This is a genomic window from Yersinia sp. 2545 StPb PI, assembly GCF_052217125.1.
Lineage (GTDB): Bacteria > Pseudomonadota > Gammaproteobacteria > Enterobacterales > Enterobacteriaceae > Yersinia > Yersinia enterocolitica_E.
The window spans coordinates 2,078,072-2,104,411 of the sequence record NZ_JAZGPY010000001.1 but is presented as its reverse complement, the minus strand read 5'-3'; the positions used below and the strand labels follow the sequence as shown (position 1 = coordinate 2,104,411).

The window sequence follows — 26,340 nt, the reverse complement described above, 5'->3', positions numbered from 1 at the left end:
GGACTGTACTAAATCTGTCCCTGTTATACAATCTGCGGGCTTAAATAATAGCCGACATATTTCTATCTAAGGAAAGCCGAGATTAAACAGGAGTGGACATCATGACTGACTACGATAATCGGGAAGAATCAGCTGACATTGGTCTGTTAAAAGAAATGAACAGCTTACGGGACATCATCGAGAATAATTCAGACTGGATCTGGGAAGTTGATGCTTCCGGCCGTTATACGTTTTCATCTGCAAAATCCATTGAGCTTCTTGGTCGCCTACCCCATGAGGTGGTCGGTAAAACGCCGTTTGACTTTATGCCTCAGGATGAAGCCAGCCGGGTAGGAAAGATATTTGCAGAGATTGCGGCTGCACGTATCCCTTTTGCCGGTTTGCAAAACCGTAATATTCGCGCTGATGGCAGCGAAGTCTTAGTTGAAACCAGTGGTATCCCACTGTTCGATGATAACGGCGAATTCAAAGGTTATCGAGGAATTGATCGAAACCTGAGCAATTTACCTTATGATGCGGGTAAACGCTTATTTGAGTTGGAATCGATTTATTCCAGTGCTCCGGCTGGTCTGTGCTTTATCGATACAACCCTGCGCTATGTTACTGTAAATGATTATCTGGCTGAACTTCTGGGTAAAAATACAGTAGAGATTAATGGGCGCAAAATTGCAGACTTCCTACCTGGCATTATTCCTATTTTGCAGAGTGCTCTGCTGAAAGCCTATTGCAATGACAGTATCCCCGATGCTGAGTTTCAGATGCCGGATAAAGCACGGGTGTTCTTTATGCGGATAAATGCCGCCAGATATCCCAGTGGTCAAGTGAGTGGGCTGTCCGTCGCGATGATCGATATTACGTCATTAAAAGAGATGGAAGAAAAGCTGCGCAGCAGTAAACAGCATTACCGCAATATGGTGGAGCTGAATCCGCAAATTCCCTGGACTGCATCCCCGGATGGCATGATTACCGATGTCAGTTCTCGCTTTGAAAAAATTACGGGATTAACCCGCGAAGAGGCGCTGGCAGATAAATGGCTGCGTACCATCCATTTAGATGATCGCCACCCCACCTTAATCAGTTGGGAACACTCCTTACAAACACAGCAGCCACTGGATGTTGAAATCCGCTTTTGTCATGTTGAAAAGGGATGGAACTGGATGCGAATCCGAGCAGTTCCCAGCGTAGATGACAATGGCGATGTGTTGTGTTGGTATGGAACCGCAGAAGATATCCATGAACGAAAATTGCTGGAACTTAAGCTGGTTAAAGCAAATCGACGTCTGGAAATTCAGGCCAGAACAGACTCACTGACTAAATTGCCTAATCGCCGGGCGTTCAAAAAAGTGCTGGCCCATGAATTTATGCGGGCAAAACGCTCAGACTCTCCGCTAGCAGTTTTAATGATTGATATTGATTACTTTAAGAACTTCAATGACTGCTATGGTCATATCTCTGGTGATGCCTGCTTACGGTTGGTCGCCAGGGCATTACGCAAATCACTAAAACGCAGCACCGATATTGTTGCTCGCTATGGTGGAGAAGAGTTTGCTGCTATTCTGCCAGATACCGATCAACAGGGCGCCAGCCTGGTGGCCGAGCATATATTGCAATCTATCCGTGCTATGGGAATTAAACACAATGACAGTAAATTCCGTAAAGTCACCATCAGCCTTGGTGTCACTGTTTATCAAGCCCATCAGCATAGTGGTATTACAGATCAAGCGGATTTAATGCTCGCGGCAGATCAAGCACTTTATTACTCGAAAAAGAATGGTCGTAACCAATTTAATTTGGCTGAACTCCCCTGCGAATGCAGCCATTAGGCTACTCTGACTAAACATACTCGGTATTAAATAATTAACACCCATCAGATTCGATGCGGATAGAATTTACGCCGAGGCGGTATTTTTTAGATGCGGCCTCTGGCACTTTTTTCTGACTCAGCTATTCTCAATAAGGCGACCAATCTGGTCATACCTCATACCACTTGGTAGGTAAGGAGTCTTTATGGGAAAAACCCTAGTAAAAATCAGAGATTTTGAAGTTGATGACGCAGAGTTATCTGCACCACTGACAAAAGGCGAAAACACCCTCAGTATCCCCTGTAAATCGGATCCTGAATTGTGCATGCAGCTAGATGGGTGGGATGAACATACCAGCATTCCCGCAACGTTAGATGGGAAAGACCGGTTGCTTTTTAAGCAACATTACGATCGACATCAGGATGCTTGGGTAATGAGGGTAACGTGATTGTTGCAATAAGAAGATCCGTCAACCCATAGCTACAATTTATGAGTGACGGTTTCTTCTGTTGCGACTCGATAATATCTGTAGTGCAAAATCAATCAAATTACTGACCACTAGAAGCCAGCTATCAGAATTTTTCCAATACTTTGAACTGCATACAAATCAGCATCATTTCTGGGGAGAACATCTCGTACTCCTCAAAAAAGCGCTGTTGCGTTTTACGCCAAAACGTCAGCGTTCGATCGCCCTCACCTTCAGCGACAGCATGAGCTTCATCAACCTGATCAAACGTTTTCAATTCTACGTCGGTCAACTCTATCGCACAAACCGGTTCATTGCGGCCATTGACCACAACAAAGATATCCCCCGCCTGCGGCACGCCATCTTCATCCAATGCCGCACAGGTCGCTGTTTTCGTACCGTTCAGTACTAATGCCAATACATCATCTGCCACTTGTTCAGTATCACCAAATGCCCAACGCTCGGCATCTTGATATTTTTGTGGGACTGTAGCCATAGTTTCATTATTCCTATTCGTCATCTTATTGATGCAGCGCATATTACACTTTATCTTAACTGGTACGAACTGACTAACTCTCGCATCAGCATAAATTTTCGCTACTATACCTAAAGTAACCAGCGTCGCAGTAAACAAATGAATTCCGCAGAGCTGACCCCGTCAGACATAATACTAAATTGAATAAGGACCCTATGGTGACCAAACGCTTGCATACGAAACATTGGAAAATGTTTGTGGTGTTACTCTGTATCTGTGGCGCATTAATGCTGCTGCGGTGGGCGTCGATGATTTTTGGCTGATATGACTACCGCTAGCGTTTGTCTTTAGGTAAAAATAAGCAACCACACTTTGGGCAAACCAAGGCCGTATTTTTGTGCACTTTTTCTGAGCTCTGCTCAGAGACTGCGCCACAATCTGGGCACTTGATCTTCACTTTTACACTGCTAACCAATCTTTTGACGCTATCAAGAAATGACATATGCTCGCCTCTCAGTTGTACAACCTCGTTAGATTACGTTAACCAACGGCAATAAACCGTGGAGTGGTCAGCGTTTACTCAGATTATCTGTACCGGGCCAGATTTTTGTTCACGAAAATAGCCGGTTTTGCAGGAGACAACGGAAAAAAAACAAGCGGAAAATGGAAAGTACGGGGAAATCATTCACCACGCAGCATGACTTGCATGCTTGGCGTAGTGATGTGGTAGACGGGTTATTGGAAACCTTTGGTCTGGGGTCAGTGATTCCATAATTCTTGGATCAACCCTCTGACCCGAACCTTGGAAGCACCAGCAACCAAACTGATAACACGGTTAGCACTCAACGTAGAAACGTCGGTATTCCATTCATCAAAAGAATGTTCTGCGTAACTATCGTTGAAAACTTTTTTTATCGAGGATTCAGCTTCGGACATCTCACTGAAACTCTTAGCGTTTATTAAGCACTGAGCAATGATTGAGACTTTTTTCATGTTTTATCCTTGATTATCGGTCGCATAGTGTAGCACAATTACACTCTCTCTGATCACATGCTGCTTAAATTGTTTTCAATTGAAGATAACGTTTTGATATTACAGCATATTCAACCAAGACTGACAGGCAAGATCTGGTCCTAACCTCATTGTTCAGTCACTCTAAAACCCTACTACGCGCTCAGAACTTACTTGAAAAGCATTCATCATTCTAAATCCACCCCAGCAGATTCATTATTTATTCACTATCAGTGCGTTTTTTAGTCAGCTCACATGCTATATTGTAGTGGCTTTGTCATGACAAAGACCTTATCTGTGTGAGTAATTGAGGTGCCGAATGATCAGCAATTTCTTTCTCTATTCACTATTTATTATCTATATCACCGCGGCGCTTATTGATGGCTCACTCCCACTGCTTGACCTAATGTAACCCAAGTACCAGCCTGACAATGGCATCAACGCCAAAGCGCCCCCTCTAGTTACTGTGCATGGCAGCAGCATCTTGTAGTAAGGAGTTCATCTCAATGGTACCTGGTGGCCGTAGTGACCATTTTGGCCCCTGTAACGCCTCTGCATAACCCGCCTGATACAAACGCTCCATCTTGATGGGATCAAAAATCTCTGCGCCATTGGTATCAACATTTGATGGAATCGTTATCCAGTGGAATCCTGAATTTTCAGCCAAAGAGAATGCATAAATACGATACAAATCCCCGACCAATGCCGCTTTGCTGGTTGAGTCAAGAGTACGCATAGCGATATTACGCACCAACCGTGGGGTCGGTTCTGGTTGTGGGCCAAGCTGTCCATTATGGATGATATAAATATCTTCTTTACTGTCTGCCAGGCCCGCTCTGGTACGTACGACTTTTGAACTGTACACACCACCATTATAGAAGACCCGCGCCGCCACACCGCCGTCAACATGCATTTCATCGTAATGCTTACCCTGAGCCACTACATCAAAAAATACCGGTGAGAACGCGACAGGGACTGAAGAGGAAGCCAGCATCACCTTACGAAATAGCATTAAAGCTTCAGGAGTCCCTTTCATCGCAATCAGCCCCATGTTCCAGACAATAAATCTTTGCGAATCGAGATCCACCGTACCCATATACAACCGCCGACCATGCCGATGTGCCTGGGCGATTTCACTCATTAACTCAGGAGTAATATGCCCATCAATCAATTTAGACAACGGGCTGGTATCCGCTAATGACTCGCGGAAAAAGAGGCGAAATAATAGATTATCCAGATGGAAAATATCACGGGTGGTGGTGGTGGTATAAAAGTCATGTAATGCCTGGTCGTGATCACTCCCTAAAAAGGCGAAAGGTGCGATCAACGCGCCAGTGGAAACCCCACTGACCACCTTAAACACGGGGCGCTTACCTGTTTTCGTCCAGCCGTTCAAAAAACCAGCACCGAAGGCGCCATTTGGGCCACCACCAGATAATGCCAGATGGGGATAAACCAATGTTCCATCCGCGGCTCGGAACATCTCTTTCGATTCATCTTTATAAGATTGCAGTAAATCCGCTTCAAATATCGGGCTAATGTGCCCTGCGCCGGCACGGATATCCGGCATTCCAGGGATTTCGGCCGCTGGCATTAACTCCACTGGCACTGGATTTCTAGGTAATTGGCTACAGGCCACCAATAGAGAAACTCCGGTTAGCAACGCCATGGAACGAACTAATTTCCAGCTTATTATCATTATATGTCCTAGCAGATGCGGCCAAATATTACTGACTAAACGTAGACTAATTTGATGATAGTCTCACAAAATCATCCTGTCTGTTATGCCATTGTTGATGAGAAAGATGATACCAACAGTGTTGGCTTAACTTACTGTCAGGGCTGACAATTGGATGGGGAAAATGGTCTGGCGCGCGCACCATGCCGATTCGTTCCATCAATGCTTGTGAACGCAGGTTAATTAAAGCAGTAAATGAAACAATTTCAGCCAGTTTTAATTGATCGAAACCTACCGTCAATACTGCCAATGCAGCTTCCGTTGCCAGCCCTTGCCCCCAAAATGGAAAAGCAAAACGCCAGCCTATCTCGACACAAGGTGAAAAAGGTAATTTAACGGTAGGAATATGTAACCCCAATGCGCCGACAAACTGCCCGCTAGCTTTCAGCTCAACAGCCCACAACCCCCAGCCACACTGTGCTATCAATAATTGACAACGTGAAGCCATCATATCGCTTGCTTCACGTGTTAGAGGGGCTGGGAAAAATGCCATAACGCGAGGATCTGCGTTAAGCGCTGCAAAAGGTGCCCGGTCTGACGGGAGCCACTGCCGTAGCTGTAAACGCTCAGTTTCAAACTCAATAACGTTTTTCATTCTATCGAAGCTAATCCTACTTTGGTACAAGGTGAAGGATTGCCCCACCCTCAATTTTTCTTACCTCTATTTCTGCGATAATGCTCGCCATTGCTGCACAGAAGGCCGCTGCCATTGGTAATTTGCATACTGACGAAGATACTCAGGTAAGTTGTCGCCATTCAGAACTAACCGGTTAAGCATCAGTGCCAAATCAGTATCTGCGATACACCATTCACTGAATAAATATCTTCTGCCATCCGACAGCAAACGCTCCAACCCCGAAATAAGTTTATTCGCCGCTTGTTGCGCGCTATCAGACAAAGGAGGCAGCCTTAACCCAGCAAAGACCACTTCAGTTGGCCGTTCAGTGCGGACCGGCATAAAATCACTGCGCAGCCATGCCTGTATTTCACGCGCTCTGGCACGCTCTTGCCTATCTTGCGGATACAGCCGAGCGTAATCTGGCGCCGGGAAACGCTCGTCCAAATATTCAGCAATAGCTGAAGACTCAGAGAGTTGAAAATCATCGATAACCAGTGTCGGCACCCGACGTGTCGCCGACAGACGGGCATAAGCCTGTTGCAGATTCTCCCCAGCAGACAAATTAATGACGCTTAATGAGAAAGGCAGTGCTTTTTCTGTCAATGATACGAATACCGACATCACATAAGGACTAAAAAAATCTGAATCAGTATACAACGTAATAGTTTGCTGGCTCATCGAAACCCCGACTGATTATCACTAAGTAGATTGACGTTAATCGGTTTTAGCCAGATTGAATAGCAGCTTCTGCAAAAAAATATTATCGCTAATAACGCCCTATTTTCTGTTTCAAAAACCGCAGATGATCTTTATATAGCAACATTGCACAGACGAAAGCCAAAGTAATGAAATCTAATCCGCAGGTTGTTGGTCATCTAAAATTGTCAGCAGAATATCCGCATCCGGGGTTGTTATATGCTTCCCTTCGAGAAAACCAGCGAGTTTAGCCTCTGCATCATGTTCATACACTTCATAACCTGTGATTCGATAGCCCGGTACGCCATCCTGGCGGCGAATATACTCATCACCATCAATGTAGTACTCAACAACACCACTGGCATCTTCAATCTCATAACGTTTATCAAAAGGGAACTGTTTCATTACTCATCCTAAAAAAACAACATAGCTCTATGATGCCAATTTATAGCTGTTTTAGGAAGTGTTCGGCGTACCGTCTTCCCCACTAGCGCTCAACAACGTTGCTTTAGCAATGAGAAAGGTTGCCCTGTTAATCAGACAACCTTTATTACTTTTTATCTATTTTTTTAGACTTAAAATAACTGAATTAACTAATAATGGTCACTTCTTAAACTTTAAAGAAAGCAGTGCATTCTTGCCAACATCCATATATTTGTCAGCTAAAGCTTCAGTCGTGTTAAACGTAGCAATAACTAGTTTCCCATCAATCGTAGTGAGCAACATCACATTCTTGATGGTTCCATCAGCAGCCGGGGTATCCATAGTGATGATATAAGCTTTACGCCCATCAACATCCTTCTCTTCCAGAGTCGGCTTGAATGGCGCAAATTGTTTCTTCATCATATTAACAACTTCAGCGAGCTTGCCATCGGGTATGGCACTATTGCTATCGCTGAATGCGAAGGACACACTGCCCTGTTCAACGGAATAGGCTTCTTGTGGTGCATTCTGCTGAGGGTATTTAGTTGCCAGCATTTCTTTAGACATTAAAGTGAATTCAGCTGGCATCTCAATGTAAGCTTTGCCACCAAAAACTTTAGTGCCTGTTGGTTCAGGTTCAGAACAACCGGCAAGAACAACGACCATAGCAAATAATAGGAAAACACTTTTTTTTAACAAAATAGACACCCCAGAATAAAATGAATGTAGACTCTGGCTAATAATAGCCAGACCCTGTTTTTGATAATAATTTATTGCCGTTTAATTATATCCACTGGTATTCTTTTTAGTCCATTTAGATCATCCAAGATATGTCCTAATTAATTATTCCCTTTTATCATAAATAAAATTAGAAACACGATTACTATCAATGATAAGGAAAAAGCAACGAATATCATATGCAATAAACACCCCCATTTACTTAATCAGAGCAATGTCACCTTGGCGTAATCCACCCTTATTTATTGCTTAAGAAAGTAAATAAGATGATACAGATGTTGTTAGTTAGTTATATTTACTCTTGCAATAAATCGGGACATTGAGCTCATTTTTTCATCTTCTCCCTCACTAAGAATCAGCTAGCTGGAACAATTTTTACGTGTTACAGACGTGAAAATAAATGCAATTAAGGTAAACTGAGACGCCTAAGTAAGGGGATAGAATGAGTAGTGAAATATTTCTTGCGGTGCTGGGCGCGGCACTGTTACATGCTTGCTGGAACGCTCTTGTTAAATTTGGCAATGATCGTTTTGTCGCTATCTCTTTGATGGCAATTTTCTCCGGAGTGATTTCACTGTTCGGTATTTTTTTTGTGGCGTTACCCTCGCTGAGCGCGCTTCCTTGGTTACTGTTGTCGGTTGCTTTTCACACAGGTTATTGCCTGTTTCTGAGTAAAGCTTATGAACAAGCCGAGTTTGGTCAAATCTATCCTATCGCACGTGGCGTTGCCCTCCTGTTAAGTGCTCTGCTCTCTTGGTTAATCTTGTCGGAAATCCCCAGGTCATTAGCCTTAGTAGGGGCGGCTATTTTAGTCTCCGGTGTCATCATGATGACATTTGATGGCCGACGTGGCCCTGACAAAGTCAATGGCAGGGCTATTATCTATGCCTTAATTACTGCGACTTTTACTGCCTGTTACACCCTATCTGATGGGGCTGGTAGCCGCGCCAGCATTGAACCACTTAGTTATATTTTTTGGTTGTTTATGTGCAACGGCATAGCCATGTTTGCATTACTTTGGATAATGCACCGCAATGTGGTTTTTCGTCAAATACGCCAGCACTGGCGACACGGCGTGATTGGTGGTGCGATGCAATTACTGGCTTATGGCATTGTCATTTGGGCCATGAAAAGCACGCCAATCGCCCTCGTTGCCGCTCTACGTGAAACCAGTGTCTTGTTCGCCATGATAATCTCAATCTGGATGCTAAAAGAGAAACCATCGATGTTACGACTCATCGCCAGTGCAATTATTCTGATGGGGGTAGCAGTAACTAAACTTGGCTAATACTTAACCAAAAAATGCAAACTCCATTTCTTAGAAAAGGAGAGCACTACTTCTTCAGCAAACGCGCTATACTCATATAAATCCTATAAATAAGGAGAATATATGCTCATAGGATTTGTTTTATTGGTTAGCACCTGCGGTATGGATGCTTGCGAGGCACTGCCCGTGACCGATGATGTGTATACAACACGCCACGAATGCATGGCTGTAGCTACTCGTCTTCATGAACGCAGACCTGATGTAGTTTTGATTTGCGGTGAAGTATACCGCCAGCCTGACAGCGATCAATCTCATTGAGGGTTTCACTGTATTAATTCGATCTGCTGAACATCTGTTCCGATATTATTTTTAATATTAGAGGATGTGCTTTATTTCCTACATTTAATCTGTAAGAAATTGGGAAGTTAACAAAAAAACAACCAAGGCGACGTTAACCACATTCGCCAATCATTAATGCTAATCACCAAAATAAAGTGTTAAATGGCCTGCTGAGTTAAATGTAATATCACAGAAAACCAGTGATAAACACACTGCTGATATTAGTTTCCTGACTAAACTACCGAACCAATGATATAAAATATTAACATACTAGATATCACCACAACCACGACATTGTTAATGAACAAAGCAAACATCACACTGAATAGTGCGCCCCATAAATAGGGATTATCCGAGAATGAGCATAGTGCACCATCCTGAAATAGATAATTGCCCCACAAATTGTGGTTAATAAACAGGGTGTGGCGTACTTAAGTGCCTGGGCGAACTTCCCTCAATAGCACAGAGGGACGATTGACCATCGGAACAACAATTGAAGCGAAGGTGGCAATAATGGAGAAATCTAGCTGCAAGCGGGCAAGATCAGGCATCATTGTGCCACTACAGGCTATTGTTTTCTCTTACCCGAACAATTAGAGCACATTTTATCGGAACAGTAATAAATATCAGGCAAGCTACCACCAGCCCGATCCCCACCCACCCCGTAATAGGCAGTCTTTCTCCCACGATAATCACTGCCAATATGGCAGCAATAACAGGCTCGATGAGGGTAATAGTCGTCGCCATACTTGCTGTTATACGAGCCAGCCCATATCCATAGCAAATATAGCCAAGAAACATCGGGACCAACGCCATATAGGCACCCACTGCCGCATTACTCCAAGATTCCAGCAGCGGGGCTCCAGTCATAAGGAGTACTGGCATTAGTAAAATGCCGCCAAGACCAAAAATCGCCCCCATCGCGGTGCGAGAAGGAAGTCCTCGCTGCATCAAACGGCGAGCAGCCCACGAATACAGCGCATAAGTAAAACCAGCAAGAAGGCCTAGAATTACTCCTATCGTGACATTGGGTGACTGAACCAGAGTGCCGTGCCCCCCACTTTCAGCCATACAAAGCAACACCATGCCTGCAATGCCAAGAGCAGCCCCCAACATCCAGCGAGTCGTCAGCCGCTCGCCCTCCAAGACATATTCAATCAGAGCAGATAACAGAGGGGCAGAACCAATAGAAATGACAGTCCCGACAGTGACACCCGCTAAATGCATAGAGGCATAGAATGCCAGCGGATAGATGGCAACAGCAATGACCCCTATCAGCAGTAAACGCCACTGTTGAAGGAGTTTATCTACATAACTAATGATACTCCCAGCGGCTATCATCGCCTGGAGTAGCCCCCCTAGCCCCATCGCAACAGCGCCTATGGCAACAGCACTAACCGCAGGAGCAAATGTTGCCGCCGTTCCTGTGGTTCCCCACAAGATGGCCGCAATCAATACTCCCACCCTGCCCATCATGCGATCTCTTGGCGTGACAGTCATAGCGACTCCATCATTTCGGCGGCCATTGTCATTGCCTGACGAACGCACTCACCATTCCCTTCCAAGCCTGCGCGAGACATACTCCCCTCGAGTAAAAATGAAAAGTGCCTGGCCATCCGTATGGCACGTTGTTCATCACCAGAGAGAAGCACACAAAGATGTTCAGTCAGAATCGACTCTACCTGCTCCTTGTGCCCGCGCACTGCCTGTCTGCCCGGTGCGCCCGCGGGCAGTTCAGCCGCGGCATTCAATAGTCCGCACCCTCTGAATCCACGTTCATAGGCAAATTCAGCATGGTCTGCATAAGCAAGAAAAACAGCCATCACGCTCTCTTTTGGACTCGCCGTTTGTTGCAGACGATTAGCGTACAGTGCGAGCCACTCTTCATGACGAATCTGTAAGTAAGTAGCAACAAGTTCTGCTTTGGACTCAAAGTTGTTGTAGAGACTTTTCTTGGCAACACCAGCCCTTTTAACAATGGCATCAATACCCGTTGCCGCAATGCCATCGTTATAGAACAACACCCTTGCAGCACTCAGCAGCCGATCTCGGGCACTTTCTGATAATTCGCGTGAGGACATGGCCAATTTCTTCCTGCTTTGGATAATTATAGGTATACCAGTCTACCTACTATTATTGTGACGTCAATACGAGCAAGAAAGTATGCTCTATATTAAATATTGGGAACTAATGCCGTACTCAGGCCATAGCGTCAGGTTTGACAGGACATGAGGAAAAAGACTGATGATTGGTTTCACACCGGGTGTTTCATCAATATAAACTCGGCTATTGCCGAGTTTATATGCTTGAGTACTGAGACCGATGATAATTATGTGAGCTTAGCGCCCTTTCTTCTTACGTCCGGGTTGGGTAAAGCGCTTGCGGGAAGCTGAGTTACCATCGGGTTTTTCGGCCTTTTTCGCCCCACTAACACTCGGTTTTTTATCTGCCACGGGCTTAGCCTTGGCTTTTTTCACCGGTTTTTCGTCAGATGATGAGTTTTCAATCAGCTTAAATAACTCGATTAGCTCATCATCAGTCAAATCTCGCCACTCACCCATTGGCAGTCCTTTCAGGGTGACGTTCATGATACGAGTGCGCTCAAGCTTGGTGACTTCATAGCCAAAATGTTTACACATACGGCGAATTTGACGGTTAAGCCCTTGCACCAGCGTGATATTAAATACAAAGGTCGCGACTTTATTCACTTTGCATTTTTTGGTCACGGTTCCCATCATCGGTACACCAGCACCCAGACCGAGAATAAACTCGTCAGTCACCGGTTTGTTGACCGTAACCACGTACTCTTTTTCGTGGTCGTTCCCGGCGCGCAGGATTTTGTTAACCAAATCACCGTGATTCGTCAAAAAAATCAACCCCTGCGAGTCTTTGTCCAAACGTCCGATAGGGAAGACTCGTTTACTGTGATTAACGAAATCAACGATGTTATCGTTTTCCCCCTCTTCGGTGGTGCTTATGATGCCAACCGGTTTATTCAGTGCGATCAGCACCAAGTCGTTTTCGTCACGCGGTTCGATAAGCTGACCGTTAACTTTGACTACATCCCCGCCATATACTTGATCGCCAACAGCGGCCCGTTTGCCATTAATAAAAACATGTCCTTGTTCAATATAACGATCGGCATCACGACGAGAACAGATACCGCTCTCGCTAATATATTTGTTAAGACGAGTGGATGAGTTGGTCAGCATAAATCTTCCGTAAAAATAAGATTATATCACGTTAGGCTATGAAGCCGGCAGAGCAGCTTAGCAGAGAGAATGCAAAGTCATAAAGACGATTTCGAAGGATATGATGGCCGGTGGCAATATCATCGTGCTGCAACACATCCTCGGCCATTCAGATATTCGGGTCACCATGCGCTACTCTCACGTCGCGGCAGACCACCTGCAAGACGCTATTCACTCAACCCATTAGCCCGATTTAAGCATGGCGACAAAGTGGCGATAGGGATGAAATAACAAGTAACGAGGGGTGATGGTAGTCCTATTAAGCAATTGATATCATCTCAAAAAACACCTTCCATTACCTTACTTCCCTAGTCTTTAAATTCATATAGTTAACTGCTAATTCGGAACCATTCGTAAAAATTTCGATACGTTTAATGCGTTCGGGTTGTGTTCTGTAGCAAGGTACGAACAAGCCTGACTGTCAGCTATGAGCGAGAAGCGGACATTCACGGCCATCAATCTAGCTACTTAATAGCTGTGATATATGGTCAAACTTGCGGAGATTGTTCTTGGTGGTTATCCTCTTTCACCGATTTAAACTTCAGTTGCTATCACTCCTGCATCTTAACGACCACTTTTCCTTTCGCATGTCCCTGAGCAAGATAGGCAAGAGCCTCCTTCGCCTCTGCAAAGGGAAACACCTTATCGATCAGAGGATTGAGTTGTTCAGCTTCTATGAGTTTGCCAATTTGGGTAAGCTGATCGCCATCAGGACGGACAAAAAGAAATGAATAGCTCAGGCCCCGTTTTTTCGTAAGACGCATAATCTTGCGGCTCATCAGCCCGAAAACTAAACGCAGGAGGAAGTTTAATCCCCGCGCCTGGGCGAACGCGGCATCTAACGGGCCGATGAGAGAAACAATCTTTCCCCCAGACTTAAGAATTTGGGTGGATTTTTCAATTAAATCGCCTCTTACAGTGCCGAGAACAATATCGTAGCCGCTCAACACCTTTTCAAATTCTTGTTTCTTATAATCAACCACTTCGTCTGCGCCAAGACGACTCACCCACTCGACGTTGCCTGAACTCGTTGTCGTTCCCACCTTTGCGCCAAGGTGCTTCGCCAGTTGGATAGCAAAACTGCCAATGCCCCCGGAACCTGCCGGGATGAAAACCTTCTGACCAGGCCGCAACTTAGCCCGCTCTGTCAGCGCTTGCCAGGATGTAAGGCTCACCATCGGCAAAGAAGCAGCCTGAACGAAATCCAGATTTGAGGGTTTCATTGCTGCGGCGCTTTCAGGCACCACTGCAAATTCGGCAAGAGATCCCGTTCCCCTGTCGAAAATACTGGCAAAGATTTCGTCACCTGGAGTGAAACGCGTCACACGACTCCCCACGGCAACAACAACCCCGGACAAGTCGCTGCCCAATGTGGCGGGAAGCTTAAAATGCAAAACCGGCTTAAATATTCCGGTTGGGATCATGTTATCTATCGGGTTCAGACCAGCCGCGTAAACTTTAACCAGGATTTCATCAGCATTAATTGCAGGATAACCGACGTCATCCAATCCTGATTCAGGGGATTTACCATAGTGTTTAAATGTAAATGCTTTCATCGTCTTAGTCTTCATTTGTCGTTTACCCTGTCGCGTTTGTGAGTGAAATTTTTCTTAGCGGATCTGTTGCTGAGTAAAAAGGCAATCCCCAGGAATAGCTCGATAAACACGGCAAAAAGGATCTGCCCGTTAACGTGTCCTTCGCGCCATTCAACTATGCCCATTACGGCTAAAATAATAGATATCGTGCTGATACCGGCGGCCAGCGCGTAGCGGGTCAGTGACGGCTCTGCATTTCTGGCGAATAAACACATCACCCCTATTCCCGCAAAAAATGCGGCAGAGCGACGACTCACGACTCCTGTACCACTCGTAGATTCAATTCCCCATTGAGTTAAGAGCTGTTCCGGGAAAAACATCCATACTGTGGCCAGGATGAAAAATAACACTGAGGTCAGAATAGCCAGTTGAGAAAATTTCATTTTTATTCTTTCGCATCAAGCTGAAGACTTTTGCGTACCACCTTATCCAGGAATGATGCAGGCGCGAATCTGAGAATAAAATTCAATTTTCCTGCCAGCGCTCCCGCCGTGTAGCGTACCTTCGGATGTAAAGTCTGAGCCGCTTTAACAACCACATCAGCCACAACCTCCGGACTTTCCGCTTCGGCCATTGCCTTGCTCACCACTTTCGCCAGCTTAGCCCGGATCAGGTCATAATCTTCAAGCTTGGCATCCGGTTCTAAGTTATTGGCTTCAAACTGCGTTTTCGTATAGGCAGGTTCGATGACGGAAACTCTGATGCCCTGCGTGCGCAGTTCATGATCCAGTGCCCCCGTATATCCTTCGACCGCATGCTTACTGGCCGCATAAAGTGCCACATACGGCAACGGAACAATCCCCAGTATCGAACCGATGTTAATGATGCGCCCACTGCCCTGACGACGCATATGAGGGATCACTGCCCGCGTCAACCTGACTATGCCCAGAAAGTTGGTGTCGAAAATACGCCTGGCCTGTTCGATAGAACTTTCTTCCGCAGCCGCCGGAGCGACCCCGAAGCCCGCATTGTTCACCAGAATATCGATCCGCCCCTCCAGACGCAGCAACTCCTCAATAGCAGCCTCGACAGAGGTATCGTCCGTCACATCAAGCGTCAATAACGGAAACGGATGCATACCCGCCAGAGGTCCACGTCGGCTTGTCCCATATACCGTATAACCGGCTGCTAAGAGTTTATAAGCAGACGCTTCACCAATACCTGAGGAAGCGCCGGTAACCAGTGCTACACGTTTTTTTGTCATGCTGAATAAGGCCTTCATGATTTTTTTGATGTTTCTCATCACTGATGAGACGACAGGTTGTAAGGGATTTATGTCGGATTTACCTCTGTGCAGAACAGCCGGAAGACCGTTCTGCACAGTGCACCTCATTGATTACAGTGCTTTATATCGTTCGGCGGCTTCATCTTGTTTGATGTCTGAAAGCAGAGCCTGACGTGAAGCATCGAGGGTGTCCCAGCGGGCGGCATTATGTAAAGGCGGGATGGTGACCAGTTCACGGCGATCAAAGCCCACCAGTGCGGCATCCACTAACTCGCCCACTTCCATGAATTTTGCCGAATTACTGATGTCGATACCCGCACGATCCCAAATTTCCGTGTAAGTGCCGGCAGGGAGCACCGCCTGGATATAAATGCCCTTAGATGACAGCTCTACATTCATTCCCTGAGACAGGAAAAGAACAAAGGCTTTGGTTGCGCCGTAAACCGTCATGGCAAATTCAGGAGCGAGTCCGACGATGGAACTGATATTGACGATCGAGCCTTCTCCGGCTTTTACAAATCGTGGAGCCACCGCACTGGCAAGTCTCGTCAGTGCGGTGACGTTAAGCGCGATAAGGCTTTCTACCGAATCTGGCGTTTGCTCTGTAAAACTGCCGGACTGCGCGATACCCGCGTTATTGATAAGAATGCCAATCTGCGCGTCTTCACGCAGGCGGGCTTCGACCACGGCTAAATCACTCGTTTGCGTAAGGTCGGCAGGCAGAACATCGACAGAAATATCATTTTCTTGTCGCAGACGCTCGGCAAGTGTCTCTAACTTTGCTTTGTCGCGCGCGACCAGAACCAGGTCGTGGCCCCGGCGGGCAAACCGTTCAGCGTAAACAGCACCAATACCCGTGGATGCGCCTGTAATGAGAACTGAAGCTTTAGTCATAAGTTGATCTTCTTTGTTAATATGTAAACAGAATTCGCAATGTGCGACCCAGGTAGAACCGTGACACCGATGCTTTACTTGCTAGCCTCAGCAAGCGAGGGGTAATCGGTATATCCCGCTGCGCCACCGCCATAAAGTGTGTCAGGGTTGAGTGAGGCCAGAGGGGCGCCCGTATTGAGCCTTTCGACCAGATCCGGGTTGGAGATGAACGGGCGACCAAACGCGAACAGATCGGCTTTGCCCTGCGCAAGTTGAGTGGACGCCAACGCCAGGTCATAGCCATTGTTGCCGATGTAGGTGTTTTTAAAGCGCCGGCGCAGGGAGTCGTAATCGAACGGTGATACATCACGCGGGCCGCCCGTAGCACCTTCAACCACATGGATGTACACGATACCTAATGCATCGAGTTGTTCAGCGAGGTAATCATATTGTGGCTGCGGATCACTGCACGCAATCGCATTAGCAGGTGAAACCGGTGAAATGCGCACGCCGGTACGATCAGCACCAATCTCCTCTTTTACGGCCGCCGTGACTTCTAACAGCAGGCGCGCACGATTTTCGACAGAGCCGCCGTATTCATCAGTACGCTGATTTGCACCATCTTTGAGGAACTGTTCCAGTAGATAGCCATTAGCGCCGTGGATCTCTACGCCGTCAAATCCGGCGGCAATGGCATTGGCCGATGCCTTTCTGAAATCGTCGATAATCCCCGGTATTTCCTGCAACTCCAGCGCACGTGGCTCAGAGACGTCAGCAAAACCGTTGTTCACAAAGGTTTTAGTCTCAGCACGAATGGTAGACGGTGCGACCGGTGCAGCGCCATCAGGCTGTAAATCGACATGCGAGATCCGTCCTACGTGCCATAGCTGTACAAATATGCGCCCACCTCTGGAATGAACCGCGTCAGTCACTTTGCGCCAACCTTCGATTTGAGCCTGCGTGTAGATCCCCGGCGTATCCTGATAGCCCTGCGCCTGAGCTGAGATCTGCGTGGCTTCGGTAATCAACAATCCTGCTGTGGCACGTTGGGCGTAGTAGGTCGCCGCCAGTTCGCCGGGTACCAAGCCTGCTCCTGCTCGGTTACGCGTCAGTGGTGCCATTACGATATGGTTGGCAAGTGTTATTGTCCCAAGATCATAGGGTTGAAATAAGGTCTGGTTCGTCATGTTTATTCGCCTGCTAAGTGGTTGGTAGAGACATTAATATAATGATGATGATCATAATCTATAAAGTCAATTGGTTTGATTATGATCATCATCAATGTATACTTAAACCCTACTTTTGAGAGGGGCAGGAAAGCATGAAAGTGTCGAAAGAGCAGGTTCGGGAAAACCGAATCCGCATTGTTGAAACGGCCTCAGAACTTTTTCGTGAGCGCGGTTACGATGGCGTGGGCGTCGCGGAACTGATGTCAGCGGCAGGCTTAACCCACGGTGGGTTCTACAAGCACTTTGGCTCTAAGGCTGATCTGATGGCGGAGGCAATGAGCTGCGGTTTTACGCGATCCGCCGAAAGCACGGCAGGTGTAAACCGGGAAAAATTTGTTGAATACTATCTCTCCCGACAACATCGCGATGACATGGGAAAGGGGTGTGTGATGTCGGCACTGGGCACCGATACAGCCCGTCAATCTGAGTCAATCAAGGCGACATATGCGGCCGGAATTGAACGTCAGCTGGCCGTTTTAGGAAATGAAAATAATGGGGAAGGCGGAACGCGTGCTGAACTCATCGACACCATTGCACATCTTGTTGGTGCCTTGGTGCTGTCCCGTGCCTGCCCAGATGATTCCGCTCTGGCAGATGAGATTCTGGATGTGTGCCGCACACGTCTTCTCAGTCAGGATGCACGTAAGGATTGAATTTGCAGGGCAACAGGGAATTTTTTCTGAGCAGTGCATATTAATAAAGTATCCACGTCCGCTTCTGGCACAGAGCAGCCGAAGCAACATCAGGGGACTGCTATGAGCGAGGAGCGGAAGTTGGCCTTACACCGCATTGATGTATAACTGTGTTTGTAAGTGCGCTGTAGTAGCGACTATCTACGCTTTTCAAGGCTGTCCATGAAAATCCCAGCGCGATGACCCCATTACGTCGTAGACGTGCTGATCCGTAAATGGTGGGAATAATGTACGTTTAGAAGCTTCCACTAAAGCATGACAATAACCTTCATCGCCGCTCTTTATGATGAAATTTTGTAGGGTACCATCAATTTTGAAATCGAGGTGTGCATCACATCTTTTACCACCCCAAGCATGGGGCTCAATGAGGGCTGCATCAAGTGCTTTTTTGATACCCAAGGCCTGGTAACCAAAAAGGTCTTTATCTGATACCTTCCCAGAACGGTTGTAGGTGCAAGAGTTAAGTGCGCTATTTTTATGACAATCCTTAGGAGTTAGTGGTGCGCATCCTGTAACAGTTGCCGCCAGTATCATCAACATCAATATTTTAGTCATGCCTAAATCCGTCCATGGTGATTTGCATTAAGTTGTGCTTGCAAATAGTAGTTTGGGTTATTATACCATTCAATCTAGTCCGTGACCTGCCCCCTAATTTTTAACGCAACGCGATGTTAGCGACGTCCATATGTACTCTTTCAAAACTGGTTACGTCAGCTTCTGGCACCAATGGGACGACCAGAGACGAAAGTCAGTACATTATGCCAGGAACTGGGGATAACCAGGCAAACGCTATACAGGCATATATTTCCTGATGGTCAGCTGCGTTCTGACGGAATAAAACCTCTCAACCGGAGTTAGACCAGTTAATTAATTCTTTTTATTGAAGGTATTATATGATTATGAATGGTAAAAATGGTCATTTATATTATCGAACAAAAGGTAATGGTCCTCTTGTAGTACTATTACATGGCTTACTGATGGATGGAAATTCATGGCTCACTAATGGGTTGGTTGAGGCTCTCAGCCACAAATTTTGTGTCGCATATCCTGACATGTTAGGGCATGGAATGAGTGATAAGCCAGTTGAAATTGGTCTTTATGAGCAGGAAAAACAGGCATTAAATATAAAATTATTAATCAATGCATTAGGGTGCCAACAGGCTCATGTAATAGGCTATTCTTCGGGGGCTTGGCTGGCTGCAGGATTAGTAAAATACCATCCAAAAGCCCTGTCTTCACTGGTTATTGGGGGATGGGATGTTGAAAATGGCCTTCCTGAAGGCCCAAATGGAAAACTGGATTTTGATACATTTTTTGCGTACGCAAAAATTACTGCCCCTGAATTAACCGACTGGATAACACCAGCTACAGAACCAGCAGTACGTGCATATTTCAATGCAATCAGCTCGTACGATGGTTTTTATGATTCGGTACAGCTTACTCAGATCAACACTCCTAAATTATTTTGGGCTGGACTGGAAGATGTTTACTACCGACGACTAAATTACTGGACCGAAGCGAACAAATTTGCGTTCATTTCGGCAACGGGAGATCATGTAAGCGCAATACTCAAGCCTGAACCTGCCATCATCAGTGAAATTTGTAAATTTGTTACACAAGCGGAATATCAAACCTCAGTATAGTTTTAACCGCAGGAAAAATCTGAGATTCCGGCGTAAAACCCTGATCTGTGAAATACGCTCTAACGTTTTATTTTTGCTCATGGCTGCTTAAAGTCTTTGCTACGGCAGCTTCGAGCGAGGTGCGGAAGTTAGAACTGAAAAATACATTCCTGGTATCAGCGGATCGAATGTTTCAGAATAGAACGTGGAGATTTAGTCAATCCAGGCTGGGTGAAATTTTTATTTCAGTGATAATCAAAACCCGGACAGCGTTGTCACACAGGAGCAATACGGGCAGTATGGATGCGATCTGAAACAATAATAAATAAGGGATTTTAATGTTCCGAAAATCGACTCTGATAACTTTACCCCTGCTGATGACGTCTATCTTCCTGCTGACAGGATGCCCCCCAGCACCGGATCTAACACAGTGGCAACGTCCTGATACGGATATCGACGGCGTGCGCGTCGCGATGGGTAAATGCGGCGTGCAACTCCCCGGCTCCGATATTCCCAAAACGGATAATGAGTCAGTTCTGTATTACCAATGCATGGAGAATATGGGGTTTACCCGTAAAGACGGATTCAAAATTTGCAGCGTTCGTGTTTACCATGATACACCAGCCTGCCTCAAGCAAGAGCAGGGGTATCCCTTGAGTCAGAGTCAGCTAGAAGCGCTGCCTTTTGTTGCAGACAGAGGGTTTCATCCGATTAAGCCGGATTCCGGCGTGAGCAAGTTTTCCTTGATTACCTGGCGTAAAGTGGGAGCCTCGCTGCATTTTTCTCATGAAGTTGAAAACGACAAGCAAGCACTGGCGGTGATGTATCAATGCGGTTATCCGCAACCGTTGGGTTCGACGCCTTACGTGCCGACGCTGCGCAAAGCCGCTAATATTCAACGATGCATGCTGGATAAAGGTTTCGAGCCGAAAAACAAACTCAATCTAGTATGTCGCAATTACCCGCAGGTCACTGACTGCCCAAAACATCACTCCTCCCCCTGAACTAGTCCTGAAGAAGCTGTATAGGCACTGTCGTTATCTCCCCCATATATGATCTCTGAGGAAGTTTTTTTGGCCGATGATGGGATTTTCCACGACGACATATTCATAATCAAACCTCCTCCAATGATTATGTTGGTCTCTCGAGAGCGAGGATCAGACATAATTGATCTGCCCCAATCCAGATAAGGGTACCGTTATTTTCTCTTAGGTTCCCAGACACATGTGATGCCGCAAACCTTTTCGATGAACGCACAAAGAGCTGCCGCACCTTCTTCAATCGTGTTGTAAGGCTCCGAACCGTAAATTTCGTTTTTCCCGTTGAACCAACTACGATGTTCTGGCCGTATATCAACTGAAGTGAAGCGTTTCAGACAATCTGGACTGGTACGAATCCGAAAACCACCATTTTTGTCGCGCTGAAGCATATGTACACCAGTGGTATTGTTACCTTTAGTGTTAGCAAGATTGACCATTTTCGATTCCTATTTGTATTAAGATGATTCTGAGGATAAACACACCACTAATCGTTGTATTTGCTCAACAGGGACCCGAATTTAACGATATTTAGATAATTTTTATAACCCATCGAGTCGAGAGTTACCAGATAACAGGTTGGTGAATTTTAGCAAAACCAGCACCGCTATAACGAATTACATCACGTGGCCACCAGTTGGGTATATATCCCCGGCCATTGGTCGGGTTCGTATGCTGTTGAGTAGGTAATAGCTCCCGTCGTAGTCACTCGGAGATATGAGGGTGTTTTCAGTAATTGACTGTTTTGACGGGCGCTAAATAAAAAAGGCCACCAAATTGGCAGCCTTAAAATTATTCTGTAGTGATCGGGATGTTCTCTGGCTATATCAGTTTTAATCTATAGATATTAATAACGAGCTAATTATATAAAACACATTTATAAATAATCTATTTTAATTCAATTAATTGAACTTATATATTCATTGACGGGAACGATCCCTTCGGTAAAATGAAATCAACATAACTTTCCCTGGTGTTGGCCGAATTGGCATCCCTTACCAAATAAGATAGAGGTAAGGGCTTTTTTTTTTGCGCCTAATAATCATATTGGATTGGTCGATGAAATATAATGCAGTGATAGCTAACTACCACGGGTAGGACGACTGAGCCACAATCATCAAAAAGCAACTGTCACGGCAAGTTATAATTTACACTAGCAACATAAACAATTAGTAAATATCGCTCATTTTTATTGAGCTCCTCGCCCCCCCCCAAAAAAAATGAATAAAAAAATCACCGAAGTGAGCCTTAAAAATTGTCGTGAATTGATCGCTTAGCGTTGCATAAAACTAGTGACTAAAATTAAATCTATTACACTATAAAAGCACTCGGTGTAGCCCTGACTATAGCAGTTTCAATTAGCTAAACGTGACAGAGCTCGCAAGCACTCTTATCCGAAAGTTATAACCCTTTCGATGTTAAACGTGCCACGTGCTCGACAAATAGTTGAACAGGGTTGGTACTGCTGGTAACAACCCCCGCAGTTTGATTGATAGCATCCAGGTGATCCATTGAATAATCAGAGCGGATAACTTTGCCGAGATGCATACTATAGCGCCCAACCAACCCATCATTCTGTAAACGTTCTTTTGTGAACAGAAATGAGAGGGCAACCATTGAAATATGCAGCGGATCAAAATTATTGAGTCCCTGCTCAATCGGGTTGTAATTAATCACCCCACCCCAAGAATAATAATAAACGCCATTCTCATATTCTTTACCTTCGCCTCCCCAATTGCTTGGCAAACCCTGCGGATATTTGGCATTGAATTTAGCGACGCCTTCGCTGGTGAGCGAGTTAAGCGCTGCGACACTGTCTTGTGGCAGCGAGGGACGACCAGTCATAATGGAAAGGAATGAGCCAAAAACGTTCATCACTGCGCCCGCAATCGCTTCTGGAAGGGAGCCTGGTTTCATCGCCAAACGGACCAGATCGGCAATTTCCGAGCCAAAGTTTGCCCCATTAACGGAGGTAACAGACGCAACCAGTTCGGGATGAATGGCGGCGACGTAGCGGCAGGCCAAAGGGCCTTGGCTGTGACCAATCAGGTTGACCTTGTGGGCTCCGGTTAATTGGGTGACTTGTTTTACAAAACTGAGTAATTGTTCACCACGAGCTTCATTACTGTTTTCTGCCGATATAGAGGCAGTGAATACAGTAGCTCCGGCTTTTTCCAGTGCTTGCTGAATACCGAAAAAGTAAGGATAGATTCCAGCAATCTTATCGAAACCACTGAAACCGTGAACGAGAATAATGGGATATTTTAATGAATTAGACATGATGAATACCTTTTAGGATTATTTGTCCATGTGGTCGAAATAAATAGTAAATCAAGGTGATGACTCCAATCCGTCATTACTGTTGTGTGGCGAGTAATACAAAGAATGCGTAATGGTGACGCTGTTGAACATTAATAGGACATGTGCTTTTCAATGAAGGTATCCGCCCATTCCACAAACCAAAAAGCCCTGACTTATGTCGGGGCTTATCATTTTTGAAGTCGGTTACGGTTCCGGCGTCAACACCTAACGATGTGCTGACCACATACCTTTAAATGTACTTCTGTGGTGGCGGGGAATTCGCCGATGTCGTTTCACTGCTGTTCCACTTGTATCCCCACATATCGGTGCCGGCTTTCTCCACATTCGGCTGGATACTGTTTCACAACGATTGGATTAACCAATCCAGTACCCATGCGAATGTAGAAATGAAAAAAAGCCAAAATTAAATAGCACAATAATCATTTCATCATTAACTAGTATACGATTCATCAATGATCCATGTATTTATTTTGACACTCATTAAATGTTTCAAGTATATGGACGTGAGCATATAAAAACTCACCTGCAAATTTGGAGAAATCATTATGTTTAAAATTATAAAGTTTGGAGCGGTGGCGTTGTTGTTTACAATAGCAATCCCTACGTTTGCTTGTGTCTCTATGGGTGTTAGTCACACGTGTAATAAAGATTGTAATTCTTGGTCAGAGCCTTGGTACGCACTTTGTATATATGGTGGAGAACAACATCGATAGCTAATAAAAAGCCCCTGAGCAATTAACTCAAGGGCTGGAAAGTTGCCTGTTTTTCCCAACCGTTACTTCACATCAGTAAGGTACACTTAGCTTATTTTGGAAAGTCGATAGTGTGGATCTGCCCAGCGCTCATGCGAACGAGCCCTCCAGTAATTACAGCTCCCACCAATAATTCAACGGCATTGCTGAGAGATACTATCCGTCCCGCGAGGGCATATCTCTGAAGAACTTGGGTACGGCATTGGTATCCAACTCCAAGAACAAGCAGACAATGGTAAACACAAAATAACAGCAATTAACATTCTCATAAATCACATCCCTATCATTTGTTAAGGGAATATATCAAAATATTAATAACCCATTTTTAAACGAACAGTGATTTACTTAAAATAAAAAGCCCCGGCGATTAACCGAGGCTTTGAGTTTGGTGCTGTGATAGCTGACCCTGTAACCGTACCAATGATAATGCAATCCTTGCACCAAGGTAACTATCACAGCACTATATAATATACAGTGCAATTATAAACAAACATTAAACATGACCAGTTTTATAGTGGGCATGACTCACAAAACAGCCCCCCTATAACTATTAACTCATGGGCTGGAATAGTTGCCAATATCTCATAGATATGATTACCAACAGAGAGGCGCACCGGGCAATTTTCCGTAGGGGCCTACGCATCAATTTATAAGCACGCCATCAGCAAGGTTACTTTTCAGATAATTCAGTCTACTAATGCAAACTCCAGAAAAGACAAAACCCCGCACAAAGGCGAGGTTTATTTGACTGAATAAGCGCTACTTCATAACCAACTCTTATCATACTAATACACTTTTTGCGGCCGCACCAACACTTTCATCATAAATTTCTGACTTCATTGTTGCAGGGTCCATTTCTAGGCAAACGTCTATCATCGACAAGCAACCATCAACAAATCCTTCGGCCATCTGCATGCTCACCCTGACGGCTCTTTCATCCCGTTTCTGCTGCTGAGCAATGGCCCGTTTTGACTGATTCAACACATAATGCCGTATAATCAGTTCGTACTCATCAGGTCGATATTGATTTAGTCAGGCAACCCGCTAACTGGAAAGGAATTATCTCTCGGCAAAATTGCCTGGCGAGACGCCATATCCCAAGCCATTGAAGCCAATAATTTCATTGAACAAAATTACACTCCTGTCGCGCTTCTAGAAAAGCTCAAAGGCACGCAGGAGTACACACTGGCAGCATGGCTAAAACGGTATGACGTCATCTATAAGCGCCGGGAATTGGCCGAAAACACCTATAAAGTTCGCAAGGGACAAATAGCCATGATCAGCGAAAAGATGGGCAACAGGGTGTTAGCTAAAATCAGTACGCGCCATATTGCCGAGTTTTTAGAGTTTTGGGTGGCACAGGACAAAAAAACTATGGCCGCTACTATGCATTCAGTGTTGTCTGATATTTTCCGAGAGGCGATTGTCGAGGGCCATATAGAGAATAATCCGGTGGCACCGACACGCTCAGCTAAATCTGTGGTGAAACGTGAGCGCCTGGAACTGGATCAGTATCTCGCTATTCGTGAGGTCGCTGACACATTACCGGCGTGGTTTGGGCTATCAATGGATCTGGCGCTAGTCACTGGCCAACGACGTGAGGATTTATCTCTGATGCGCTTTGACCAGATTGTTGATGGCAGATTACAGATAGACCAAGGCAAAACCGGAGCCATGATCTCCCAGCCCTTAGATCTTGAACTTAAAGCCGTTGGCCTACGCCTTAGCACCGTGATTGAACAATGTAGATTAGCCAGTAAAACAGATTTTATGATAAGTGCTGACATCAGAAAAAATAGCCCTGATGGATCACTACATCCAGATAGCCTGACAAAGAAATTCGTAACGGCGAGAAAAGGAACAGATTTTCGTTTTGATGAGAGTCCGCCAACTTTTCATGAGATCAGAAGCCTAGCCGGACGATTGTATGAAAAGGAAAAAGGTAAGGAATTTGCGATGAAACTGCTGGGGCATAAATCGGAAAAAATGACGAACAAGTATCTTGATACGAGGGGGAAAGAATACGTAATGTTATAAAAAGGCCGAATATCAAATTTCGATAAACCCAAAAATTCACCTTTAAAATCAATAAGTTAAAAAAAGACCGAATACGATTCCTCTTTTAGATTTAAAAGAATTTTTATTTTTAAAATCAAGCAATTAAATCA

General features: G+C 45.4%; 28 protein-coding genes and 3 pseudogenes. 10 read left to right on the top strand and 21 right to left on the bottom strand.

Annotation, left to right across the window (positions count from 1 at the left end; all coding sequences use genetic code 11):
- Nucleotides 1-101 precede the first annotated feature (101 nt).
- Complete coding sequence (locus V1955_RS09785) at nt 102-1,823, top strand: sensor domain-containing diguanylate cyclase (protein WP_083158648.1); 1,722 nt, start codon at nt 102-104, stop codon at nt 1,821-1,823.
- 184 nt (nt 1,824-2,007) lie between these two features.
- On the top strand, nt 2,008-2,250 hold the full coding sequence (locus V1955_RS09780; protein WP_083158647.1) for a DUF1480 family protein: 243 nt from the start codon (nt 2,008-2,010) through the stop codon (nt 2,248-2,250).
- 124 nt (nt 2,251-2,374) lie between these two features.
- On the opposite strand, the gene V1955_RS09775 is transcribed toward V1955_RS09780, so the two are convergent.
- Nucleotides 2,375-2,764, bottom strand: a complete 390-nt coding sequence (locus tag V1955_RS09775; protein WP_083158646.1) for an ASCH domain-containing protein — start codon at nt 2,762-2,764, stop codon at nt 2,375-2,377.
- A 194-nt stretch (nt 2,765-2,958) separates the two neighbouring features.
- Here V1955_RS09775 and yniD point away from each other — a divergent pair, with 194 nt between their 5' ends.
- The gene (gene yniD / locus V1955_RS09770) at nt 2,959-3,066 is read left to right on the top strand and encodes a small membrane protein YniD (protein ID WP_086018937.1); all 108 of its coding nucleotides are present in this window, start codon (nt 2,959-2,961) and stop codon (nt 3,064-3,066) included.
- Between the two features lie 11 nt (nt 3,067-3,077).
- On the opposite strand, the gene V1955_RS09765 is transcribed toward yniD, so the two are convergent.
- From V1955_RS09765 to V1955_RS09735, 7 genes are all read right to left on the bottom strand, one after another.
- Nucleotides 3,078-3,245: a YnfU family zinc-binding protein gene (locus V1955_RS09765; RefSeq protein WP_227746530.1), complete on the bottom strand. Its 168-nt coding sequence runs from the start codon at nt 3,243-3,245 to the stop codon at nt 3,078-3,080.
- Nucleotides 3,246-3,502: 257 nt separating this feature from the next.
- Nucleotides 3,503-3,736: a hypothetical protein gene (locus tag V1955_RS09760; protein WP_005182969.1), complete on the bottom strand. Its 234-nt coding sequence runs from the start codon at nt 3,734-3,736 to the stop codon at nt 3,503-3,505.
- A 475-nt stretch (nt 3,737-4,211) separates the two neighbouring features.
- Nucleotides 4,212-5,453 carry a patatin-like phospholipase family protein gene (locus V1955_RS09755; RefSeq protein ID WP_083158645.1) on the bottom strand — a complete coding sequence of 414 codons (1,242 nt, stop codon included), beginning with the start codon at nt 5,451-5,453 and terminating at the stop codon, nt 4,212-4,214.
- Nucleotides 5,454-5,499: 46 nt separating this feature from the next.
- The gene (locus V1955_RS09750) at nt 5,500-6,087 is read right to left on the bottom strand and encodes a GNAT family N-acetyltransferase (RefSeq protein WP_083158644.1); all 588 of its coding nucleotides are present in this window, start codon (nt 6,085-6,087) and stop codon (nt 5,500-5,502) included.
- 66 nt (nt 6,088-6,153) lie between these two features.
- The gene (yfcF, locus tag V1955_RS09745; protein ID WP_083158643.1) at nt 6,154-6,789 is read right to left on the bottom strand and encodes a glutathione transferase; all 636 of its coding nucleotides are present in this window, start codon (nt 6,787-6,789) and stop codon (nt 6,154-6,156) included.
- A 174-nt stretch (nt 6,790-6,963) separates the two neighbouring features.
- On the bottom strand, nt 6,964-7,212 hold the full coding sequence (locus V1955_RS09740; RefSeq protein ID WP_083158642.1) for a hypothetical protein: 249 nt from the start codon (nt 7,210-7,212) through the stop codon (nt 6,964-6,966).
- A 198-nt stretch (nt 7,213-7,410) separates the two neighbouring features.
- On the bottom strand, nt 7,411-7,929 hold the full coding sequence (locus V1955_RS09735) for a hypothetical protein (protein WP_083158641.1): 519 nt from the start codon (nt 7,927-7,929) through the stop codon (nt 7,411-7,413).
- Nucleotides 7,930-8,410: 481 nt separating this feature from the next.
- Here V1955_RS09735 and V1955_RS09730 point away from each other — a divergent pair, with 481 nt between their 5' ends.
- Both V1955_RS09730 and V1955_RS09725 read left to right on the top strand, forming a co-directional pair.
- Entirely contained in the window at nt 8,411-9,256 is an 846-nt protein-coding gene (locus V1955_RS09730; protein ID WP_442820839.1) for an EamA family transporter, read from the top strand.
- Nucleotides 9,257-9,358: 102 nt separating this feature from the next.
- Nucleotides 9,359-9,553, top strand: a complete 195-nt coding sequence (locus tag V1955_RS09725) for a hypothetical protein (protein ID WP_083158639.1) — start codon at nt 9,359-9,361, stop codon at nt 9,551-9,553.
- Between the two features lie 254 nt (nt 9,554-9,807).
- Here the strand turns inward: V1955_RS09725 and V1955_RS09720 are convergent, their stop codons facing one another.
- The 4 genes from V1955_RS09720 to rluF all read right to left on the bottom strand — a co-directional run bounded on the left by V1955_RS09720 (nt 9,808) and on the right by rluF (nt 12,786).
- Complete coding sequence (locus V1955_RS09720) at nt 9,808-9,975, bottom strand: AzlD domain-containing protein (protein WP_193784650.1); 168 nt, start codon at nt 9,973-9,975, stop codon at nt 9,808-9,810.
- A gap of 160 nt (nt 9,976-10,135) precedes the next feature.
- Nucleotides 10,136-11,074 (bottom strand): DMT family transporter, encoded by a 939-nt coding sequence (locus V1955_RS09715; RefSeq protein WP_372569253.1) that lies wholly within the window; start codon nt 11,072-11,074, stop codon nt 10,136-10,138.
- Nucleotides 11,071-11,655 (bottom strand): TetR/AcrR family transcriptional regulator, encoded by a 585-nt coding sequence (locus V1955_RS09710; RefSeq protein ID WP_083158637.1) that lies wholly within the window; start codon nt 11,653-11,655, stop codon nt 11,071-11,073. The genes V1955_RS09715 and V1955_RS09710 overlap by 4 nt, the downstream gene beginning before the upstream one ends.
- A 258-nt stretch (nt 11,656-11,913) precedes the next feature.
- Complete coding sequence (gene rluF / locus V1955_RS09705) at nt 11,914-12,786, bottom strand: 23S rRNA pseudouridine(2604) synthase RluF (RefSeq protein WP_083158636.1); 873 nt, start codon at nt 12,784-12,786, stop codon at nt 11,914-11,916.
- A 100-nt stretch (nt 12,787-12,886) separates the two neighbouring features.
- Here rluF and V1955_RS09700 point away from each other — a divergent pair.
- Nucleotides 12,887-13,056: pseudogene (locus V1955_RS09700) on the top strand (site-specific integrase); the annotation flags it as partial.
- 320 nt (nt 13,057-13,376) lie between these two features.
- Here the strand turns inward: V1955_RS09700 and V1955_RS09695 are convergent.
- The 5 genes from V1955_RS09695 to V1955_RS09675 all read right to left on the bottom strand — a co-directional run bounded on the left by V1955_RS09695 (nt 13,377) and on the right by V1955_RS09675 (nt 17,705).
- Nucleotides 13,377-14,396: an NADP-dependent oxidoreductase gene (locus V1955_RS09695; RefSeq protein WP_372569254.1), complete on the bottom strand. Its 1,020-nt coding sequence runs from the start codon at nt 14,394-14,396 to the stop codon at nt 13,377-13,379.
- On the bottom strand, nt 14,393-14,803 hold the full coding sequence (locus V1955_RS09690; RefSeq protein WP_372569255.1) for a hypothetical protein: 411 nt from the start codon (nt 14,801-14,803) through the stop codon (nt 14,393-14,395). Before V1955_RS09690 ends, V1955_RS09695 begins: the two co-directional genes overlap by 4 nt.
- Nucleotides 14,804-14,805: 2 nt before the next feature.
- Nucleotides 14,806-15,624 carry an oxidoreductase gene (locus tag V1955_RS09685; protein WP_057621284.1) on the bottom strand — a complete coding sequence of 273 codons (819 nt, stop codon included), beginning with the start codon at nt 15,622-15,624 and terminating at the stop codon, nt 14,806-14,808.
- Nucleotides 15,625-15,756: 132 nt separating this feature from the next.
- Nucleotides 15,757-16,539 (bottom strand): SDR family NAD(P)-dependent oxidoreductase, encoded by a 783-nt coding sequence (locus V1955_RS09680; RefSeq protein ID WP_057621277.1) that lies wholly within the window; start codon nt 16,537-16,539, stop codon nt 15,757-15,759.
- 74 nt (nt 16,540-16,613) lie between these two features.
- Nucleotides 16,614-17,705 (bottom strand): alkene reductase, encoded by a 1,092-nt coding sequence (locus tag V1955_RS09675; protein ID WP_442820838.1) that lies wholly within the window; start codon nt 17,703-17,705, stop codon nt 16,614-16,616.
- Nucleotides 17,706-17,839: 134 nt separating this feature from the next.
- On the opposite strand from V1955_RS09675, the gene V1955_RS09670 reads away from it, so the two are divergent.
- Nucleotides 17,840-18,400, top strand: coding sequence for a TetR/AcrR family transcriptional regulator (locus tag V1955_RS09670; RefSeq protein ID WP_420073567.1), 561 nt, complete (start codon nt 17,840-17,842; stop codon nt 18,398-18,400).
- A 189-nt stretch (nt 18,401-18,589) separates the two neighbouring features.
- On the opposite strand, the gene V1955_RS09665 is transcribed toward V1955_RS09670, so the two are convergent.
- Nucleotides 18,590-18,994: a cell envelope integrity TolA C-terminal domain-containing protein gene (locus V1955_RS09665; RefSeq protein WP_083158633.1), complete on the bottom strand. Its 405-nt coding sequence runs from the start codon at nt 18,992-18,994 to the stop codon at nt 18,590-18,592.
- Nucleotides 18,995-19,338: 344 nt separating this feature from the next.
- On the opposite strand from V1955_RS09665, the gene V1955_RS09660 reads away from it, so the two are divergent.
- Together V1955_RS09660 and V1955_RS09655 are read left to right on the top strand one after the other, a co-directional pair.
- Nucleotides 19,339-20,082 (top strand): alpha/beta fold hydrolase, encoded by a 744-nt coding sequence (locus tag V1955_RS09660; protein WP_442820837.1) that lies wholly within the window; start codon nt 19,339-19,341, stop codon nt 20,080-20,082.
- 317 nt (nt 20,083-20,399) lie between these two features.
- Nucleotides 20,400-21,065 (top strand): hypothetical protein, encoded by a 666-nt coding sequence (locus tag V1955_RS09655; RefSeq protein ID WP_442820836.1) that lies wholly within the window; start codon nt 20,400-20,402, stop codon nt 21,063-21,065.
- Between the two features lie 194 nt (nt 21,066-21,259).
- Here V1955_RS09655 and V1955_RS09650 read toward each other — a convergent pair whose 3' ends face one another.
- From V1955_RS09650 to V1955_RS09640, 3 genes and pseudogenes are all read right to left on the bottom strand, one after another.
- Entirely contained in the window at nt 21,260-21,538 is a 279-nt protein-coding gene (locus V1955_RS09650; RefSeq protein ID WP_083158630.1) for a hypothetical protein, read from the bottom strand.
- A gap of 961 nt (nt 21,539-22,499) precedes the next feature.
- A complete protein-coding gene (locus V1955_RS09645) occupies nt 22,500-23,378 on the bottom strand; it encodes a lipase family alpha/beta hydrolase (RefSeq protein WP_083158629.1) in 879 nt (292 codons plus the stop codon).
- A gap of 1,574 nt (nt 23,379-24,952) precedes the next feature.
- Nucleotides 24,953-25,204: pseudogene (locus tag V1955_RS09640) on the bottom strand (antiterminator Q family protein); the annotation flags it as partial.
- 6 nt (nt 25,205-25,210) lie between these two features.
- On the opposite strand from V1955_RS09640, the pseudogene V1955_RS09635 reads away from it, so the two are divergent.
- Nucleotides 25,211-26,209, top strand: a pseudogene (locus V1955_RS09635) (tyrosine-type recombinase/integrase); the annotation flags it as partial.
- Nucleotides 26,210-26,340 lie beyond the last annotated feature (131 nt).